The sequence below is a fragment of the Butyricimonas sp. Marseille-P3923 genome, from assembly GCF_900184685.1.
GTDB lineage: Bacteria > Bacteroidota > Bacteroidia > Bacteroidales > Marinifilaceae > Butyricimonas > Butyricimonas muris.
In genome coordinates, this window is sequence record NZ_FXXL01000006.1 from 725,442 (window position 1) to 742,167 (window position 16,726).

Sequence of the window (16,726 nt, forward strand, 5' to 3'; positions counted from 1 at the left end):
CAACGAACAATTGAAATTTATAAGAATATGGAAATAAAAGCAGCAGACGTGATGAAGTTGCGTAAAGCAACAAATGCCGGAATGATGGACTGCAAGCACGCGCTCCAAGAGGCCGAAGGTGATTTCGACAAAGCCGTTGATATCATCCGCAAGAAAGGTCTTGTTGTGGCAAGCAAACGTGCAGACAGAGATGCAAAAGAAGGTTGCGTTTTAGCCAAAACCGACGGGAAGAATGCAGTTATGGTTTCATTAAACTGCGAAACCGACTTCGTTGCCAAAAATGAAGGATTTATCGGTTTCACGACTCGCATCCTTGACGCCGCTTTAGCCAATATGCCCGCCACTACCGAGGACTTGTTAGCTATCCAACTGGACGGTAGAAGCATCGCTGACCAGATTGCTGAACAAACCGGAGTTATCGGCGAGAAACTGGAATTAAGCTACTACGGTTGCTTGAAAGCAGAAGATTGCGTTGTTTACATTCACCCGGGAAACATGTTGGCTACCGTTGTCGGTTTCAACAAAACGGCTGACGCCCAAGTGATGAAAAACATCGCCATGCAAGTAGCGGCTATGGCTCCTGTTGCTGTAGACAAAGACGGTATCCCACAGAATATCATTGACCATGAATTCGAAATCGGTCGCGAGAAAGCTCGTGAAGAGGGTAAACCGGAAAACATGTTGGAGAAAATCGCTCAAGGTCGCTTGAACAAATTCTTCCAAGAGTCTACTTTGCTGAACCAAGTTTTCGAGCAAGACGGTAAAATGTCTGTAAGAGATTACTTGAAGAGTGTTGACAAAGATTTGACCGTTACTTCATTCTTGCGTTACACGCTGAATGTTTGATAAGCGACAAATCACTCGAAATAGGAAACAGGCTTAGCGATAGGCCTGTTTTTTTATCCTTAACGCGACTGATATGCTGAAAGAATACAAGTATATACTTTTAGACCTTGACGGAACGGTTACCGATTCCATGGAAGGTATTACCAAATCCATTCAATACGCCCTGAAGTATTTCGATATCGAGGTGAAAGACTTGAACCAACTCCGGAAATTTGTAGGTCCCCCCTTGAAGGAATCGCTCATGGAATTCTACCACTTCAGCGAAACGCAAGCCGAAGCAGGAATCAATAAATACAGGGAAAGATTCGCCGAAACCGGTATATACGAGAATGCCGTTTATCCCGGGATAGAGCCTCTCTTGCGACAATTGAACGCGGCAGGCAAAGAAGTGATGCTGGCTACCGGAAAACCTGCCTATTATGCCCAAAAGATATTGGATTATTTTCATCTGAGCCCTTATTTCAAGTTTGTCGGCGGCAGCGGACTCGACGGTTCGTTATCCCACAAGGATGAAGTCATCCAGCACGTGCTGGAAAACAACAACATTCAAGACTTGAGCCAAGTCGTTATGGTCGGTGACCGGAAACATGACATCAAAGGGGCTCAAAAAGTAGGAATCGACAATATCGGTGTCCTTTACGGTTACGGGGACGAAGAAGAATTAACCCGTGCCGGAGCCGACCGTATCGTGGCATCGGTGGAGGAGTTAGGACAAATACTACTAGTCTAATCCGCTTTCTTTTCCAGAATCGTCACGTAGCGCACGAATTTCGGGGAATAACGTTTCTTGTCCGATTTGGGGCGGGTGTTGTTGTCGTACATGTCGATAAAATGCAGGTTTACCCGTTCTGCCATGCCGGGAGGTAATATTTCCGCGGCGGGTTTGCCGGAAACCAACACGATAGGGAGAGAGTCCAGCAGGGTGGTGTCGTTCTCGATGTCCCAAGGTAAGATGCGACGTCCCGCCTCGTACACCAATTCAATCCGTAATTCCTCGTCCGACGGGTAATAAAAAGGGATATGATTCACTTCCTCGATTTCCCGCACTGCCGAGATGCTCTTGATTTCGGTGTTATTGAACATATTGGCGACACGAGGCATAAGCAGTGTTTCCACTAAAATCAGCAATAAGACGACTCCCGTGAAGACTTTCATCGATTTCATCCTTACCCCTCCCGCAAAAATAGAATAAGCGGCAACAAGGAAAAGGAGGGTAACAATGATAAAGAGTGCCAGTCCCATCTGCCCTTTGACGTAAAACAAAAAGTATATCGCCACGGGCATCCCGAGGGCTATCAATGCCGGAAGGAACGCGTTTACCCGGAAGACAACACGGTCGCCGGCGGTAAGCTTTTTCTCTTTCGTGGCTACAAATATATACACCACGTAATGCGCCACGACCATGGAGGCAGGGATAAGTATCGGCAGGAGATAACGGGTTTTCTTCTCCGGGAAAAGGGAGAGCAATACCAAGGTCACTAAGGTCCATACCACGGCAAAGGCGTATTCCTTTTTCATTGTCACTTTCCGTTTCAGCCAAGGCCAACACAATCCGGTCAACAGGAATAACGACCATATACCGGATTCCGCGAAGAATTGCCAATAATAATACCACGAGCGGACATTTCTCTCCATCCACGCCGTCGATTCTTTTGCCCACACGAACATGGTCATGTCCTTGTGGAATATAATCAGATACAAGTACCACCAGAAGCTAACCGCGACAAAGACCAGCAGCATGACCACTATCGGCAATCCCTTTCTCTTGAACGACGGACGGTACACGGCAATATAACTGAGCAGGAAAGGAAGCAATAAGGCGTAAAAGGCTACCGGACCTTTCCCGAGGAAGGACAACCCGAGAAATGTTCCCGCCCATATAAACATACCCCAGCTTGTTCGCCGACTGACAATTCCTTTATAAAAGAAGAGTATCGCTCCCAGCATAAAACTATGGCAATAGATGTCCCATGTCGCCACGCGTCCCGCCATGATGACATTGAAGCACGTCGCCAATACCACCGCAGAGAGTAATCCCAACATCCGATTGCCGCTTAACGCGGAAGCGAAGAAATAAAGGAAAAATACCATCAAAGTTGCCATGATTCCGGCAGCAGCACGTTGCATAGAGATGTTGTCCGGCTGAAGATATTCTATTCCCGCGGCCACCCAAGTGGGCAGAGGCGGTTTCTCTAAACGCAATTCCCCGTTCATGGTGGGTACCAACCAATTGTCGTACTCTATCATCTCGTGAGCCGTAACCAAGTTACGGGACTCCATAATATCTTCATAAACAGCCCCATTATTCACGAAAAAAGCGAAACAACAAACGATAAGAATAAAGAGGTAATGTATATAGTTTCTCTGCATAATCTTTTTGAATTACACTTGCGTTTAAGACGCAAATTTATAACAATAAAATTATTTTATATTGTATCCTACCTAAATTATCAAACAAAGGGGGCAAAACGCTTTTTGCACAGATAATTCAAAATCTAATATTGCTTTTACGATAAAGTTGATTTATCTTTGCCGCCTAAAATCAATTTAGTTTATGAAAAAAATATTTGTATTCTTTTTACTCTCTGTATCAGGTATATTGAGTGTGTGTGCTCAAGAAAAAAACACGATTAATTTATCGGGAGAAGCACGAGTTGATTATCACCATAACTTGGGTTCCGCCCCTGCATCCGAGAACGGTTTCCGGGGAAGTATGGTTAATTTGAAAATAAACGGCTCGTTCGGCGAGGGATTTTCCTACGCTTACCGCCAACGATTGAACAAGGCTAACACGGAAAGTTCTTTTTTTAATTCTATCGATTACGTTTATCTCAATTACGCGATTAATAAAAACTGGAGTCTTTCCGCGGGAAAACAAATCGTGGGTATCGGCGGATACGAGTATGACCTTGCCCCTATCGATATTTATACTTTATCCGAGTTCTGTAACAATATTTCCTGTTATCAATTCGGGGCGAGTGCATCCTACGCGCTTGACAATAACAAGGATTTGTTCACGCTTCAATTGTGCCAATCTCCATTCCAGATTGAAGGGAACCGGGATATTTACGCTTTAAATTTCGTGTGGTACGGGAACCGGGATTGCTGGAACACGATTTATTCCGCGAACTTGGTCGAGTATTTACCCCACAAGTTTATCGGTTATCTCGCTCTAGGAAACCAATTCAAATCGGGCAAAACCACTTTCAATATCGATTTGATGGGTCGCACCACGGGCGCACAAGTGAAAGACGGTGATTTATTCAAGGATTTCTCTATTATAGGGAGTATCACGCAAGAGATTGGGGAACACGTGATTTTACGGGTAAATGCCTCTCACGATGTGAACAAGAACAAGAGTGCAGGTGATTTGTGCGTGCTTCCCGGTACGGAAATCACGAACGTGGGCGGCGGTATCGAGGTATTTCCCGCACGTACCCGCGATGTACGGTTGCACGCTTATTATTCCTATTACGCGGGCCGTAACGCTTCCGGGACTTTACAACCCGATGACATGCAGCTTAGCGTGGGTTTAACTTGGAGAATTAATTTCATTAAAAAATAACTCAACCCTCTATTTATTAATCCTGTAAAAACATGAAGAAATTTATTCCCACCGGGATTCCATGCCTAATTATCGTGGTTGGAATTTTTTATTACATCGCGTCCGTGATGGAAATCCCGCACATGCTCAACACAATCATGAATACCGCTCATGATTTATTATTGAATACGGTCTTCTATTTAATGGGAATCTGTGTCATCACGGGTGCCCTAGGACGTATTTTCGTGGAGTTCGGTGTCGTGAAACTTTTGGAAAAAATCTTGCGTCCTTTGATGAAGCCTTTGTTCAATTTACCGGGAACTGCCTCATTGGGAGCCGTGTTGACATTCTTGTCGGATAATCCCGCTATTATTTCTCTGGCGAAAGATGTTCGTTTCGGCAGTTATTTCAAGAAATACCAATTGATATCTCTTACCAATTTCGGAACCGCTTTCGGCATGGGATTGCTTGTTATCGTTTTCATGATTGGTCAAGGGTATTACTCCGCACCTTTCATCGGTTTGTTCGGGGCGTTTTGCGGCTGTATCGTTTCCACCCGCCTTATGCAACGTTTCATCCTGAAATCGCATCCCCATTTCAAAGATGAAAGCGCGATAACTGAAATCGTGGAAGTGGAAGAAAATACGGATAATTCGAATAAAACTCTTTTCTTGCGTATTTTGGACGCCTTGCTTGACGGGGGACGCTCGGGAGTAGATATCGGTATCGCCATCATCCCGGGGGTATTGGTTATCTCCACGTTCGTGATGATATTAACTTTCGGACCGTCCGCAGAAGGATACACCGGAGCCGCTTATCAAGGAACGGAACTTCTTCCCTATCTGGCGGGTAAAGTAAATATTCTTTTCGAGTGGCTTTTCGGTTTCGAGGACCCCCACCTTGTAGCATTCCCCATTACAGCCCTTGGAGCGGTGGGCGCAGCCCTAGGTCTTGTACCTAATTTCGCGGCTCAAGGTTGGATTGACGGTAACGCTATTGCCGTGTTTACCGCTATCGGTATGTGCTGGAGCGGTTATTTAAGTACCCATACCGCTATGCTGGATTCTCTGGGATTCCGCCAGCTAACATCAAAGGCCATCGTCGCACACACTGTCGGCGGACTTGTTGCCGGTGTTATCGCGCATTGGGTTTATGTACTTTTCCAATTATTGTAATATGAAAAGCTAACGAAAAGGTTGTGAGAACCTTTTCGTTAGCTTTCCCGTAACACGTATATTACTTACGCGAACAGACATGAAAAATATAAAGCCGTATCCATATTTTTTGTTATTCGCCTTGGTTTTACCCGTGTTGTTGTTTCGGGATTTTACGCCCAACAACGAGTTAAAATACTTGAGCATCGCGGACGAGGCTTTACGAGAGGGGCATTTCTTCACTTTCTATAACCAAGGAGAAGTATACGCGGATAAACCACCCTTGTATTTCTGGTTTATCATGCTGTGTAAATGGATTTTCGGCGAATATCACATGCTAGTGCTTTCCCTGTTTTCAATCATCCCGGCACTGGTTTCCATTCACGTGATGAACAAATGGGTGGAAGAGGATACCACTCCCCGGTCAAGGTGGAACGCTTCATTGATGCTTTACACGAGCGCATTCTTTATCGGCTCCGGGCTTGTGTTGCGCATGGATATGCTGATGTGCATGTTTATCCTGCTGGCTTTGTACACGTTCTATAAACAATATTCCGGCAAAGGACGACCACTTGACCGTTTTTTGCTACCAGTTTATATCTTCTTGGCTATTTTCTCGAAAGGACCTGTCGGTTTTATCGTTCCTGTCGTTTCAATCACGGTATTCCTAATCGTGAAAAAAGAAATCCGGCAGTTCGGGCGTTATCTGGGATGGAGCGCGTGGGGTATTCTTCTGGGGTTATGTGCCATATGGTTCGGGTGCGTGTATATAGAAGGCGGAAACGCCTATCTCAATAACCTGCTTTTTAACCAGACCGTCAACCGGGCTATTGATTCATTCCACCATAAAGAGGCATTTTGGTATTACGGAATCACCATTTGGTACTCCATTGCCCCTTGGTCACTTTTATATATAGCGACCATCATTATTGCCCTCCGTAAAAAACTGCTCACCACGGACAAGGAGAAGTTTTTCCTGACCGTAATCGTTTCGTCTTTCGTGCTTTTATCCATGTTCAGCGCGAAGCTCGATATTTATATGTTACCCCTGTTCCCGTTTTTCACTTATCTGACTGTATTGTTGCTCCCTAAAATAAAAGAAAAACGGATTGCTTTCGCGGTATATATCCCGGTCGTCGCATTCATGATTGCCCCCGTTGTCGCTTTGGCAATCCATAACAAGTTTGAGTACCCGCACTCCATATTTATTTTCATGGCGATAGGTGTACTGTTCGTCTTCAGTCTATTCGCTTTCTCGCTGCTACTGAAGAAAAAATTATACCAAGCGATAAACACTGCCGCCTTAGGGATATTGGGAACATTGTTTGTCGGGGGCTTTGCCCTGCCGCGGCTCAATTCAAATATAGGATTATCCGAAATGGCTGAAAAAGCTCATGAAATTTGCGAAGAGGAAGATATCGACCACTATTATTACTACCGTTTCCGTAGCGGGGAAAACATGGATGTTTATCTACATGAAGACCCGATAAAGATATCGGACGAGGATTCTTTGTTCAAGGTGTACGAGCAAGGGGATTGCATGATTTTCCTAAAAGAACGGGATGTGGCTCGTTCAGAAGCTATAATGACATGGCTTGAAACCGTACATTACGAGAAAATAGGAATCTTTTATCTGGTACACCCGTCACAAGGCGAACAATTAGCAACTACCCTTGCGGGAGAGCCAAATGTTGCGACCGTAAGCCAGTAAACCCGTGGATTGCCCAAGTATCAAGACCGGGTCGTGCCGATAAATGGCGTATGAAACAATAATCAATGAACCGAATAAGCTGATTACCCAGAAACCAAGCGGGAGAAGGGATTCGTCTTTGCGCTTGGAATAAATCCACTGGTAAACGAAACGGAGGGTAAATATAATCTGCCCCATCGAACCGTAGATCAATAACCACAAAGGAATTTTCTCGTTCCGGAAGAACTGGTCGACAAACGCGCTTGCGTCTTCTATCATGTAAATGATTGCCGCAACGGGCGTAAGCAAAAGCACGGTACGCAAAACCAAAGGCAACCATTTCCACTGGTGCTTTTTGTTCAGGTTCCAGATATAAATATAATAGGATATGATCTGTCCGAAAATAATAGCGAAGTCATCCCTCAACCAACCATAAATGAATAACAGGTAGGATCCCAATATGCTCAATTGCCAGAATATCGCCGGGGAGATTACTTTTTTAGCTCGCTCGGACAATATCCATTGCAGTAATATCCGGGCGGAAAAGAAAATCTGAGCGAGAAATCCGATAACGTAAATCATAGATTGTTTTCAGCCACTTGATAGTTAATATAACGTTTCCTCATCCAACGGTAAGCAAAACAATCTTTGAAAGGACCGACCAAGCGGTTAGCCAAGTTATATTTTGATTTTCCGGCGATACGCGGAAAATGGCGCACGGGAACTTGTTTTACCCGCCCATGCTGCAACTGTATCAATGCCGGCAGGAAACGATGCATCCCGGTAAAGAAAGGAATCCGTTTCGCGTAATCGGTGCGCAACACTTTCAACGGGCATCCGGTATCCTCCACCCCGTCATGCGTCATCATTCGGCGGAACCCGTTGGCGATACGGGAAGACATATTTTTGACGAAACTGTCTTTCCGTCCGGTACGGATGCCCATCACCATCTCGAACTCGTCCGCGTGTTCCAACAGGCTATTAAAATCCTCGGGTGTCGTTTGCAAATCGGCATCGATGTATCCCACCCACTTGGAAAAAGAATTGTCTATCCCCGCTTTCATGGCAGCACTTAATCCCCCGTTTTTAGCGAGATTCAAAAAGAAAAATCCCTCGTTTCTACCGCAAACCTCCCGGATAAGGCGTTCACTATCATCTTTCGAGCCATCGTTTACAAACAATACGCAAGAAGTAACCTTGGCTGTCTTTAAAAACTCCCCCAACTCTTTCTCTAATCTTAGGATGTTCCCCTCCTCGTTATACACTGGCACTATGACTGTTAGATCGTAATTAGCGGTTCTGTTCATCTGCGGTGAAATTTATATTCTCAAATTAAATTATAGTTATAACAAAAATTCATTAGTTTTGTTGTTGCGTTTTAGCGAAGAAACTAAGTTTTTTGTTATAAAATTTAAACAAACAAAGATATGCAATATAACCGAATTTTGTTAAAACTCAGCGGAGAATCTTTAATGGGCGGTCAAAAATATGGTATCGACACCACGTGTTTGGAGAGTTACGCCCGTCAAATACATGAAATTGCAAAAATGGGAGTCCAAGTGGGGATTGTTATCGGTGGCGGCAATATTTTCAGGGGACTGAGTGGTACAAATAAGGGGTTCGACCGGGTAAAAGGCGACAGCATGGGTATGTTGGCAACCGTTATCAACAGTCTGGCTTTAAGTTCGGCTTTAGACAACGAAGGATGTAAAAACAAAGTACTCACGGCTATCCGCATGGAACCTATCGGGGAATTCTACTCGAAAGCAAAAGCCATGGAATATTTGAAAGAAGGGTATGTCACTATCATGAGTGCCGGAACGGGTAACCCGTATTTCACGACCGACACGGCGAGCAGCCTGCGTGCCATCGAGATAGAGGCGGATGCCATGTTCAAAGGTACCCGCGTGGACGGTATTTATACTGCCGACCCGGAGAAAGACCCGACAGCAACCAAATTCGATAAAATTACCTATGACGAGATATACAACCGGGGACTAAAGGTGATGGACCTGACGGCAACGACCATGTGCAAAGAAAATCATTTACCGATTATCGTTTTCAACATGGACCAACCGGGTAACTTGAAAAAAGTCATTTCAGGGGAAAATATCGGAACAATCGTGTATTAATAATTGAAAATTGAAAATTGAAAAATTGGAAATGAAGGGAGAAAACCTTCAGACTTTTTTCAATGGTTAATTATGAACGAAGAAAAAAGAATATTAGATACGATAAACTCTCCCGATGATTTGAAGAAGGTGCCGGAAGACGACCTGATTCAATTGTGTCGGGAATTACGCGAGAAAATCATTGACGAGTGTTCGGAACACCCCGGACATTTCGGGGCCGGATTGGGGGTTGTCGAGCTTACCGTGGCATTGCACTACGTGTTCGATACCCCGTACGATAATATCGTGTGGGACGTGGGACATCAAGCTTACCCCCACAAGATACTTACCGGGCGAAGGGACAACTTCTGCACGAACCGGCAGTACAAGGGACTCAGCGGGTTTCCCAAAAGAAGCGAAAGCGAATATGACGCTTTCGGGACGGGACACTCCTCGACCTCGATTTCCGCCGCGCTGGGAATGGCCGTGGCGGCAAAAATGAACGGGGAGGAAGACCGCCTATCGGTGGCAATTATCGGGGACGGGGCGATGACCGGGGGACTGGCTTTCGAGGGATTGAATAACGCGGGTATTAATAATGCCAACCTGTTGGTTATCCTCAACGACAACAACATGGCAATTGACCCCAACGTGGGCGGAATGAATGAATACCTTCTCGATATCACGACTTCCAAAACATATAACAAACTGAAAGAAGATATCTGGAATATTCTCGGGCGCATCAATAAAATCAGCCCGGGAGCCCGAAACTTCATCCAGAAAATAGATAATAGCGTCAAATCATTGATGCTACGCCAGAGCAACTTGTTCGAGGCTCTGGGATTCCGGTATTTCGGCCCCGTGGACGGGCATGATGTCAACCACTTGGTCAAGGTTCTCCGTGATCTGAAACAAATCAAAGGCCCTAAACTTCTCCACTGTATCACAGTCAAGGGGAAAGGGTTCAAACAAGCCGAGATAGACCAAACGACTTGGCACGCACCGGGGAAATTCAATAAAGAAACCGGGGAAATCATCAAAGAATGCAAGGAAAATACCCCGCCCAAATTTCAGGATGTTTTCGGTCATACCATACTGGAATTGGCTCATACCAATCCCAAAATCGTGGGAATTACTCCCGCCATGCCATCGGGTTGCTCGTTAAATATCATGATGAAAGAGATGCCCGATCGCTGTTTTGATGTCGGCATCGCCGAACAACACGCCGTTACGTTCTCGGCAGGATTGGCGGCACAGGGGTACGTGCCTTTCTGTAATATCTATTCTTCTTTCATGCAACGAGCATACGATCAAGTAATACACGACGTGGCATTGCAAAAACTCAACGTCGTTTTCTGTCTTGACCGGGGAGGATTGGTCGGGGCTGACGGGGCTACACACCACGGCGTTTTTGACCTTGCCAGCTTCCGTTGCATCCCGAACCTGACAATAGCCTCTCCCCTCAACGAGGAAGAATTACGCGATATGATGTACACGGCTCAATTGCCGGACAAAGGACCTTTCTCCATTCGCTACCCGCGAGGTAACGGGACAATGGTCAAGTGGCGTACCCCGTTCAAGGAATTGCCTATCGGGCAAGGACGTTGTATTATTGAAGGCGAGGATGTTGCCATCGTATCCATCGGAGCTATCGGGAACGAGGCTCTCAAAGCTATTGAAAAGGGAACGGGGCGTTCGGTTGCCTTCTATGATATGCGATTCCTCAAACCTCTGGATGAAAAATTACTCCATTCAATATTTCATAAATTCAAAAAAATCATTACCTTAGAGGACGGAACAATCATGGGCGGACTGGGTAGTGCCGTGCTTGAATTTATGTCTGATCACGGGTATTCCGCCAAGGTTGTGCGCTTGGGTGTTCCGGATCAGTTCGTGGAACACGGTACACAACAACAGTTATACCGTGAATGTGGTTATGATTGCGAATCTATATTCCGGGCAATTTGTTCGATATAAAAGGAAAGCATGAAAGAAGAGGCTCCAATACCAAAATTATCGGAATGTATTAGCAAATTCAAGCTAACATTTAAAGGTGTGCCTGACGAGTACCTCGAAACATTATTCACGGATGACACGGTAAAATTCTATAAAAAAGGCGAATACATCTATAAAGAAGGTTCTCGCATTAAAGGATGTTATTTTCTTTTTTCAGGTGTCGTGAAAATCTTCCAAACCGGAATTACCGGAAAAGAGCAAATTATTCGTTTCGGGAAAGAGAGCGAAATGTTCGGATTTCGTTCTGTCATCCGTAATGAATTAGCTTGTACCTCGGTGGAAACTTTATCCGACTGTATATTGTGTTATATCTCTTATACATCGTTGACACACATGATGAAACACAGTTCGGATTTCGCTTATGAAATGATGCAAATCGCCTGCAAGGAACTGGAAGAAGCCAATCGTCATATCCGTGATATCGCTCAAAAATCGGTAAAAGCCCGGCTGGCAGAAATACTCTTGCTTATTGCTTCCGATTTCGGTGTTGAAGAAGACGGGACTTTGCGACTGAATATCACCCGCGAAGACTTGAGTAATTTCGTGGGAACCGCTACCGAAACACTGATCCGACTGCTCTCCGATTTGAAGAACGAGGGACTGGTAGAAGCTAAAGGAAGGAAAATAAAATTATTAGATCATGATAAATTAAAAAGATTGGCTGATTGATTTAAAATCATTCAATATGTCTATCTTTGTGCAAGATAAATTTAAACTCGAATAACTTATGCCACAGATTTCAGAAAAAGGGATGGCGATGCCTTCTTCGCCGATTCGCAAATTGGTTCCGTTCGCGGATAAAGCAAAAGAAAGAGGGATTAAAGTGTACCACTTGAACATCGGACAACCGGATATTCAAACCCCGGAGGTCGCTTTGGAAGCTTTAAAACACTGTAACGAGAAGGTGATTGAATATACCCATTCTGCCGGAAATCTTTCCTACAGAAAAAAATTAGCCAAATATTACCAGAATATTGGTATCAATATCGACGAAACGAATATCATGATAACTACCGGAGGTTCCGAAGCTATCACGATAGCTTTCATGTCCACGTTGAACCCGGGTGACGAGGTGATTATCCCCGAACCGTTCTACGCCAATTATAACGCTTTTGCTCTTATGTGCGGCGTAAAGGTGAAGACGGTTACCTCTTCTATCGAAACAAACTTCGCTTTGCCCCCGATTGCAGAGATCGAGAAAGTAATTACTCCCCGCACGAAAGGTATCGTGATAGTGAACCCGAATAACCCGACGGGATACTTGTATTCCAAGGAAGAACTGGAACAACTTGCTACCATCGTGAAGAAACATGATCTTTACCTGTACGCTGACGAGGTGTATCGTGAATTCTGCTATGACGGATACAAACATTTCTCCACGATGCAATTGCAAGGCATCGAACAGAACGTGATCCTGTTGGATTCTGTTTCCAAGAGATACAGCGAGTGCGGTCTTCGCGTGGGTGCTTTGGTTACCCGCAACAAAGAGGTTATGACGGCTGCCTTGAAATTCGGTATGGCTCGTTTGTGCGCCCCGGCAATCGGTCAGATTGTTGCCGAAGCATCACTTGATACCCCCGCCGAATATTTTGAAAGCGTGTATAACGAATACATCGAAAGACGTGATTTCATGGTTGAAGCCCTCAATAAAATGCCGGGAGTTATTTGCCCGAAACCGAGAGGAGCTTTCTATGCCGTGGTAAAATTACCCGTTGACGATGCAGACAAATTCGCACAATGGTTGCTCGAGGATTTCGAGTACAACAAGCAAACCGTTATGGTAGCTCCCGCAAGCGGATTCTACTCTACCCCGGGACTCGGTAAAGACGAGGTAAGAATTGCTTACGTGTTGAAGATTGAAGACCTCAAGGGTGCCATGGAAACATTGGCAAAGGCTCTTGAAGTTTATCCCGGTAGAAAATAAGCAAGGCGTGCTTTGGCACACCTTCTAGTTCATAAGGTCTGTAAAGTCTATAAAGTCAAAGGTCCTTAGACCCTTGTTCTGTGACCTTACAGACCTTATAGACTTTATGGACCTTACAGACTTCATAAACTGCATCCGGCAAAACGACTTTAAAGACTCATTTTTCGACCATAACTTTACAGAAAATAAGGCGTTTCACTCATTTAGACCGAATATAAGCTTATCAGACACACTTTTATAAAACATTTTATCTATATTTGCCACGTGATTTCTAATTTTAAAATTACGACATGACATCGGATTCCCAATTTAATAGTATCAGACCCTACATGGGGGAAGAGATTCCAGCCGCCGTGGAGCGACTGAGCCAAGCAGAAGAGTTTTTGGCACTTTTTTCCCAAATGACAAGGATTGATAAGACTAAAATACAAGAGCAACTGAAAGGTATCACTACCAGAAAAGAGTTTCAGGAACGTTTTTTCGGTCCCACGATGAAGCGTTTGATAGCAGGAACGACCGACGGGGTGACAGCAACGGGGTTAGAATATATCGAACCGGGTAAAAGTTATCTCTTCGTTTCAAATCATCGGGATATTATCCTCGACTCGGCAATACTCAACGTGTTGCTATCAGAGCGGGGGTGCCACTATTGCGAAGCGGCTATCGGCAGCAACTTGTTAATCAACAAATGGGTGACCGATCTCGTGAAGCTGGATGCCTGCTTTATCATAGAGCGGGGACTTCCCGTGCGTGACATGATTACCAGTGCGAATATGCGTTCTCATTATTTGCGTGACGTCATTCACGAGAATGAGGATTCCGTGTGGATTGCTCAAAAAGAAGGAAGAACCAAAAACGGGGATGACCGCACGCAACACAGTTTGCTGAAAATGTTCCGCATGAGTGGTCCGAAAGGTTTCGTGGAGAATTTCCGTGAATTACGGGTTGTGCCTGTATCCATCTCCTACGAGTGGGAACCTTGTGATGATCTGAAAACCGACGAATTATATCAAAAGACTGTCGGTGAATATATCAAGACTCCTGCCGCGGATATGAGAAGTATGCAACAAGGTCTGTCCGGATACAAGGGACGGGTGCATTTTGCCATCACCCCCCCGATTGACCATGAACTGGAAGAAATTGACGCCAAGGACAATAACGGCGACCGTATCGCTGAACTGGCAACGCTTATTGATTCCAGAATACAAGGTAACTTCAAATTGTGGGAGAATAATTACGTCGCTTACGACTTACTTCACGGCACGAACAAGTTCACCTCCAAATACAGCGAGAAGGAAAAAGATAATTTCATCCGCGTGATGACTGAAAAGTTGGATAAACTCGAGGGAAACCGTTCCGTGCTGAACAACATTTTCCTTGAAATCTACGCTAACCCGGTTAAAAACGCTTTAGAAAGACATATATGCGAATAGCCAGATATTTGCTGATACTAGCAGCATTCCTTATTATGATATCCAGTACGATTAGTCTTTTTGCCCCGCAAAATAGTCGTACTGCCGTGTACGTGAACGTGGGCGCCATGGCAGCACTCGCTGTTGCCGTCGGAGTCATCAATTTCAAGAATACCCCGAGAAATAACATGTAATGTACAAGTTCAAACGCAATATACATCTCAAAGACCGCTCGGTGGAAATGTGGTTCGGGTTGACCAGTAAAAGCCGCAATCAACATAGTAATTTTACTCTTTACGTTCTCACGGAAGGTCCTGATAAGCCTTTTAGCTATGCAGAGCCTATCAAGAGCGGCATCCCATCCAAAAAGGAAGCCGAACGTTACGCGATTACCTATGCCAAAAACCTTCTGACACAACTCATCGAACGGGAAAAAGAAGAAAAAAAAGAACAAGAAGGAGAAAACGAGCTATTATAATATTAAAGATATGATTTCCGATAGAAAAGTCAGAGTAAGATTTGCTCCCAGCCCCACCGGAGCCCTTCACTTGGGTGGTGTAAGAACAGCCCTCTTTAATTACCTTTTTGCCCGCCATAACGGGGGTGATTTCCTGTTAAGAATCGAGGATACTGACCAAACCCGCTACGTACCGGGAGCCGAAGAATACATCATCGAATCATTGAAATGGTGCGGATTGACCGTGGACGAGGGTGTAGGTGCAGGGGGAGAATATGGACCTTATCGCCAAAGCGAGCGTAAACCGCTTTACAAACAATATGCCCTCCAACTCGTGGAGTCGGGCAACGCATACTATTCGTTCGACAGTGCCGACGAGTTGAACGCGCAACGTGCAGCACATGAGGCAAAAGGGGAAACATTCATGTATAATGCCGCCACCCGCAAGCACATGAAGAATTCACTCAACATGAGCGCGGACGAAGTAAAAACCCTTTTGGATAGCGGTGCAAATTACGTGATTCGCTTCAAGATGCCGGAAAACGAAGATTTGCTATTACACGATATTATCCGGGGAGAAGTACATTTCAATACCTCTCTTCTGGACGACAAAGTACTGTTTAAAGCAGACGGAATGCCCACGTACCATTTGGCAAACATCGTGGACGATCATCTGATGAAGATTTCGCACGTGATCCGCGGTGAAGAATGGTTACCCTCCCTCCCGCTACACGTACTCCTGTACCGGGCTTTCGGTTGGGAAGATACCATGCCGGAGTTTGCGCATCTGCCGTTGATACTGAAACCCGTCGGCAACGGGAAACTCAGCAAACGTGACGGTAACAAAATGGGCTTCCCTGTGTTCCCCATGGAATTTACCGATCCGGAAACCGGTGAAAAATGGCACGGCTACAAGGAAGACGGTTATCTGCCCGATGCCTTTATCAATATGCTTGCCCTATTGGGCTGGAATCCCGGCACGGAGCAAGAGATATTTTCTCTGTCCGAATTGTGCGAGCAGTTCACGCTGGAACGCGTAAATAAATCAGGCGCCCGCTTCAACCCGGATAAGGCAAAATGGTTTAATCACAAGTACCTCGTGGAAAAGAGCGATGCCGATTTGGCTGTCATATTAAATGAATTACTTGCAAAGGACGGTATTTCTTACGATATGAAGAAACTGGAGAAGATTTGCCATTTACTGAAAGAAAGAGCAAACTTCGTGGCAGATATTTACAATTCGTCACAGTATTTCTACAAAGCCCCGCAAAGTTATGACGAAAAAGGGGTGAAAAAATTCTGGAAAGAAGGAACACCCGCGCTGATGCAAGAGCTAGTCGGAGTACTGGAAAACGTACAAGACTTTACCTCCCCCAACACGGAAGAAGCCGTGAGGGAATGGGTTACGGCAAAAGAAATGGGTTTCGGTAAGGTTATGAGTCCGTTCCGATTGGCTATTATCGGTGCCGCTGATGGTCCTCATTTATTTGACATTATTGAAATTTTAGGGAAAGAAGAAACTTTAACACGACTTCACCGTATTATAGATATATTGCGATAACTCTATTAAAC

General features: G+C 45.0%; 16 protein-coding genes. 13 read left to right on the forward strand and 3 right to left on the reverse strand.

Translation table 11 applies throughout. The annotated features are described in order from the left end of the window. The first annotated feature begins 27 nt into the window (after positions 1–27). Entirely contained in the window at positions 28–846 is an 819-nt protein-coding gene (tsf, locus tag CS948_RS08845; RefSeq protein ID WP_099291323.1) for a translation elongation factor Ts, read from the forward strand. Positions 847–919: 73 nt separating this feature from the next. After that, positions 920–1,576 (forward strand): HAD-IA family hydrolase, encoded by a 657-nt coding sequence (locus CS948_RS08850; RefSeq protein ID WP_099291324.1) that lies wholly within the window; start codon positions 920–922, stop codon positions 1,574–1,576. Here CS948_RS08850 and CS948_RS08855 read toward each other — a convergent pair. Beyond that, positions 1,573–3,216 (reverse strand): glycosyltransferase family 39 protein, encoded by a 1,644-nt coding sequence (locus CS948_RS08855; RefSeq protein WP_099291325.1) that lies wholly within the window; start codon positions 3,214–3,216, stop codon positions 1,573–1,575. The genes CS948_RS08850 and CS948_RS08855 overlap by 4 nt on opposite strands. A 184-nt stretch (positions 3,217–3,400) precedes the next feature. On the opposite strand from CS948_RS08855, the gene CS948_RS08860 reads away from it, so the two are divergent. The 3 genes from CS948_RS08860 to CS948_RS08870 all read left to right on the forward strand — a co-directional run bounded on the left by CS948_RS08860 (position 3,401) and on the right by CS948_RS08870 (position 7,255). Beyond that, entirely contained in the window at positions 3,401–4,411 is a 1,011-nt protein-coding gene (locus tag CS948_RS08860; protein WP_099291326.1) for a porin, read from the forward strand. A 32-nt stretch (positions 4,412–4,443) separates the two neighbouring features. Beyond that, the gene (locus tag CS948_RS08865) at positions 4,444–5,565 is read left to right on the forward strand and encodes a nucleoside recognition domain-containing protein (protein ID WP_099291327.1); all 1,122 of its coding nucleotides are present in this window, start codon (positions 4,444–4,446) and stop codon (positions 5,563–5,565) included. A gap of 79 nt (positions 5,566–5,644) precedes the next feature. After that, positions 5,645–7,255, forward strand: coding sequence for a glycosyltransferase family 39 protein (locus tag CS948_RS08870; protein WP_099291328.1), 1,611 nt, complete (start codon positions 5,645–5,647; stop codon positions 7,253–7,255). Here CS948_RS08870 and CS948_RS08875 read toward each other — a convergent pair. Together CS948_RS08875 and CS948_RS08880 are read right to left on the reverse strand one after the other, a co-directional pair. Then, on the reverse strand, positions 7,205–7,816 hold the full coding sequence (locus CS948_RS08875; protein WP_099291329.1) for a lipid-A-disaccharide synthase N-terminal domain-containing protein: 612 nt from the start codon (positions 7,814–7,816) through the stop codon (positions 7,205–7,207). The genes CS948_RS08870 and CS948_RS08875 overlap by 51 nt on opposite strands. Then, positions 7,813–8,541, reverse strand: a complete 729-nt coding sequence (locus CS948_RS08880; protein ID WP_099291330.1) for a glycosyltransferase — start codon at positions 8,539–8,541, stop codon at positions 7,813–7,815. The genes CS948_RS08875 and CS948_RS08880 overlap by 4 nt, the downstream gene beginning before the upstream one ends. 120 nt (positions 8,542–8,661) lie before the next feature. On the opposite strand from CS948_RS08880, the gene pyrH reads away from it, so the two are divergent. From pyrH to gltX, 8 genes are all read left to right on the forward strand, one after another. Then, on the forward strand, positions 8,662–9,366 hold the full coding sequence (gene pyrH / locus CS948_RS08885) for a UMP kinase (RefSeq protein WP_099291331.1): 705 nt from the start codon (positions 8,662–8,664) through the stop codon (positions 9,364–9,366). A 72-nt stretch (positions 9,367–9,438) separates the two neighbouring features. Continuing rightward, the gene (gene dxs, locus CS948_RS08890; RefSeq protein WP_099291332.1) at positions 9,439–11,322 is read left to right on the forward strand and encodes a 1-deoxy-D-xylulose-5-phosphate synthase; all 1,884 of its coding nucleotides are present in this window, start codon (positions 9,439–9,441) and stop codon (positions 11,320–11,322) included. Positions 11,323–11,331: 9 nt separating this feature from the next. Continuing rightward, complete coding sequence (locus CS948_RS08895; protein ID WP_099291333.1) at positions 11,332–12,030, forward strand: Crp/Fnr family transcriptional regulator; 699 nt, start codon at positions 11,332–11,334, stop codon at positions 12,028–12,030. Between the two features lie 58 nt (positions 12,031–12,088). Then, on the forward strand, positions 12,089–13,285 hold the full coding sequence (locus CS948_RS08900; protein WP_099291334.1) for a pyridoxal phosphate-dependent aminotransferase: 1,197 nt from the start codon (positions 12,089–12,091) through the stop codon (positions 13,283–13,285). Between the two features lie 290 nt (positions 13,286–13,575). After that, on the forward strand, positions 13,576–14,718 hold the full coding sequence (locus CS948_RS08905; protein WP_099291335.1) for a 1-acyl-sn-glycerol-3-phosphate acyltransferase: 1,143 nt from the start codon (positions 13,576–13,578) through the stop codon (positions 14,716–14,718). Further along, a complete protein-coding gene (locus tag CS948_RS08910; protein ID WP_099291336.1) occupies positions 14,709–14,891 on the forward strand; it encodes a hypothetical protein in 183 nt (60 codons plus the stop codon). The genes CS948_RS08905 and CS948_RS08910 overlap by 10 nt, the downstream gene beginning before the upstream one ends. Beyond that, positions 14,891–15,175, forward strand: a complete 285-nt coding sequence (locus CS948_RS08915; protein ID WP_099291337.1) for a hypothetical protein — start codon at positions 14,891–14,893, stop codon at positions 15,173–15,175. The genes CS948_RS08910 and CS948_RS08915 overlap by 1 nt, the downstream gene beginning before the upstream one ends. Positions 15,176–15,185: 10 nt before the next feature. After that, positions 15,186–16,715 (forward strand): glutamate--tRNA ligase, encoded by a 1,530-nt coding sequence (gene gltX, locus CS948_RS08920; RefSeq protein ID WP_099291338.1) that lies wholly within the window; start codon positions 15,186–15,188, stop codon positions 16,713–16,715. The last annotated feature ends 11 nt before the right edge of the window (positions 16,716–16,726 follow it).

What these genes read in the sequence shown, in the direction of transcription:
- tsf (WP_099291323.1), top strand. Translation starts at nt 28, where the DNA reads ATGGAAATAAAAGCAGCAGACGTGATGAAGTTGCGTAAAGCAACAAAT.
- CS948_RS08850 (WP_099291324.1), top strand. Translation starts at nt 920, where the DNA reads ATGCTGAAAGAATACAAGTATATACTTTTAGACCTTGACGGAACGGTT.
- CS948_RS08855 (WP_099291325.1), bottom strand. Translation starts at nt 3,216, where the DNA reads ATGCAGAGAAACTATATACATTACCTCTTTATTCTTATCGTTTGTTGT.
- CS948_RS08860 (WP_099291326.1), top strand. Translation starts at nt 3,401, where the DNA reads ATGAAAAAAATATTTGTATTCTTTTTACTCTCTGTATCAGGTATATTG.
- CS948_RS08865 (WP_099291327.1), top strand. Translation starts at nt 4,444, where the DNA reads ATGAAGAAATTTATTCCCACCGGGATTCCATGCCTAATTATCGTGGTT.
- CS948_RS08870 (WP_099291328.1), top strand. Translation starts at nt 5,645, where the DNA reads ATGAAAAATATAAAGCCGTATCCATATTTTTTGTTATTCGCCTTGGTT.
- CS948_RS08875 (WP_099291329.1), bottom strand. Translation starts at nt 7,816, where the DNA reads ATGATTTACGTTATCGGATTTCTCGCTCAGATTTTCTTTTCCGCCCGG.
- CS948_RS08880 (WP_099291330.1), bottom strand. Translation starts at nt 8,541, where the DNA reads ATGAACAGAACCGCTAATTACGATCTAACAGTCATAGTGCCAGTGTAT.
- pyrH (WP_099291331.1), top strand. Translation starts at nt 8,662, where the DNA reads ATGCAATATAACCGAATTTTGTTAAAACTCAGCGGAGAATCTTTAATG.
- dxs (WP_099291332.1), top strand. Translation starts at nt 9,439, where the DNA reads ATGAACGAAGAAAAAAGAATATTAGATACGATAAACTCTCCCGATGAT.
- CS948_RS08895 (WP_099291333.1), top strand. Translation starts at nt 11,332, where the DNA reads ATGAAAGAAGAGGCTCCAATACCAAAATTATCGGAATGTATTAGCAAA.
- CS948_RS08900 (WP_099291334.1), top strand. Translation starts at nt 12,089, where the DNA reads ATGCCACAGATTTCAGAAAAAGGGATGGCGATGCCTTCTTCGCCGATT.
- CS948_RS08905 (WP_099291335.1), top strand. Translation starts at nt 13,576, where the DNA reads ATGACATCGGATTCCCAATTTAATAGTATCAGACCCTACATGGGGGAA.
- CS948_RS08910 (WP_099291336.1), top strand. Translation starts at nt 14,709, where the DNA reads ATGCGAATAGCCAGATATTTGCTGATACTAGCAGCATTCCTTATTATG.
- CS948_RS08915 (WP_099291337.1), top strand. Translation starts at nt 14,891, where the DNA reads ATGTACAAGTTCAAACGCAATATACATCTCAAAGACCGCTCGGTGGAA.
- gltX (WP_099291338.1), top strand. Translation starts at nt 15,186, where the DNA reads ATGATTTCCGATAGAAAAGTCAGAGTAAGATTTGCTCCCAGCCCCACC.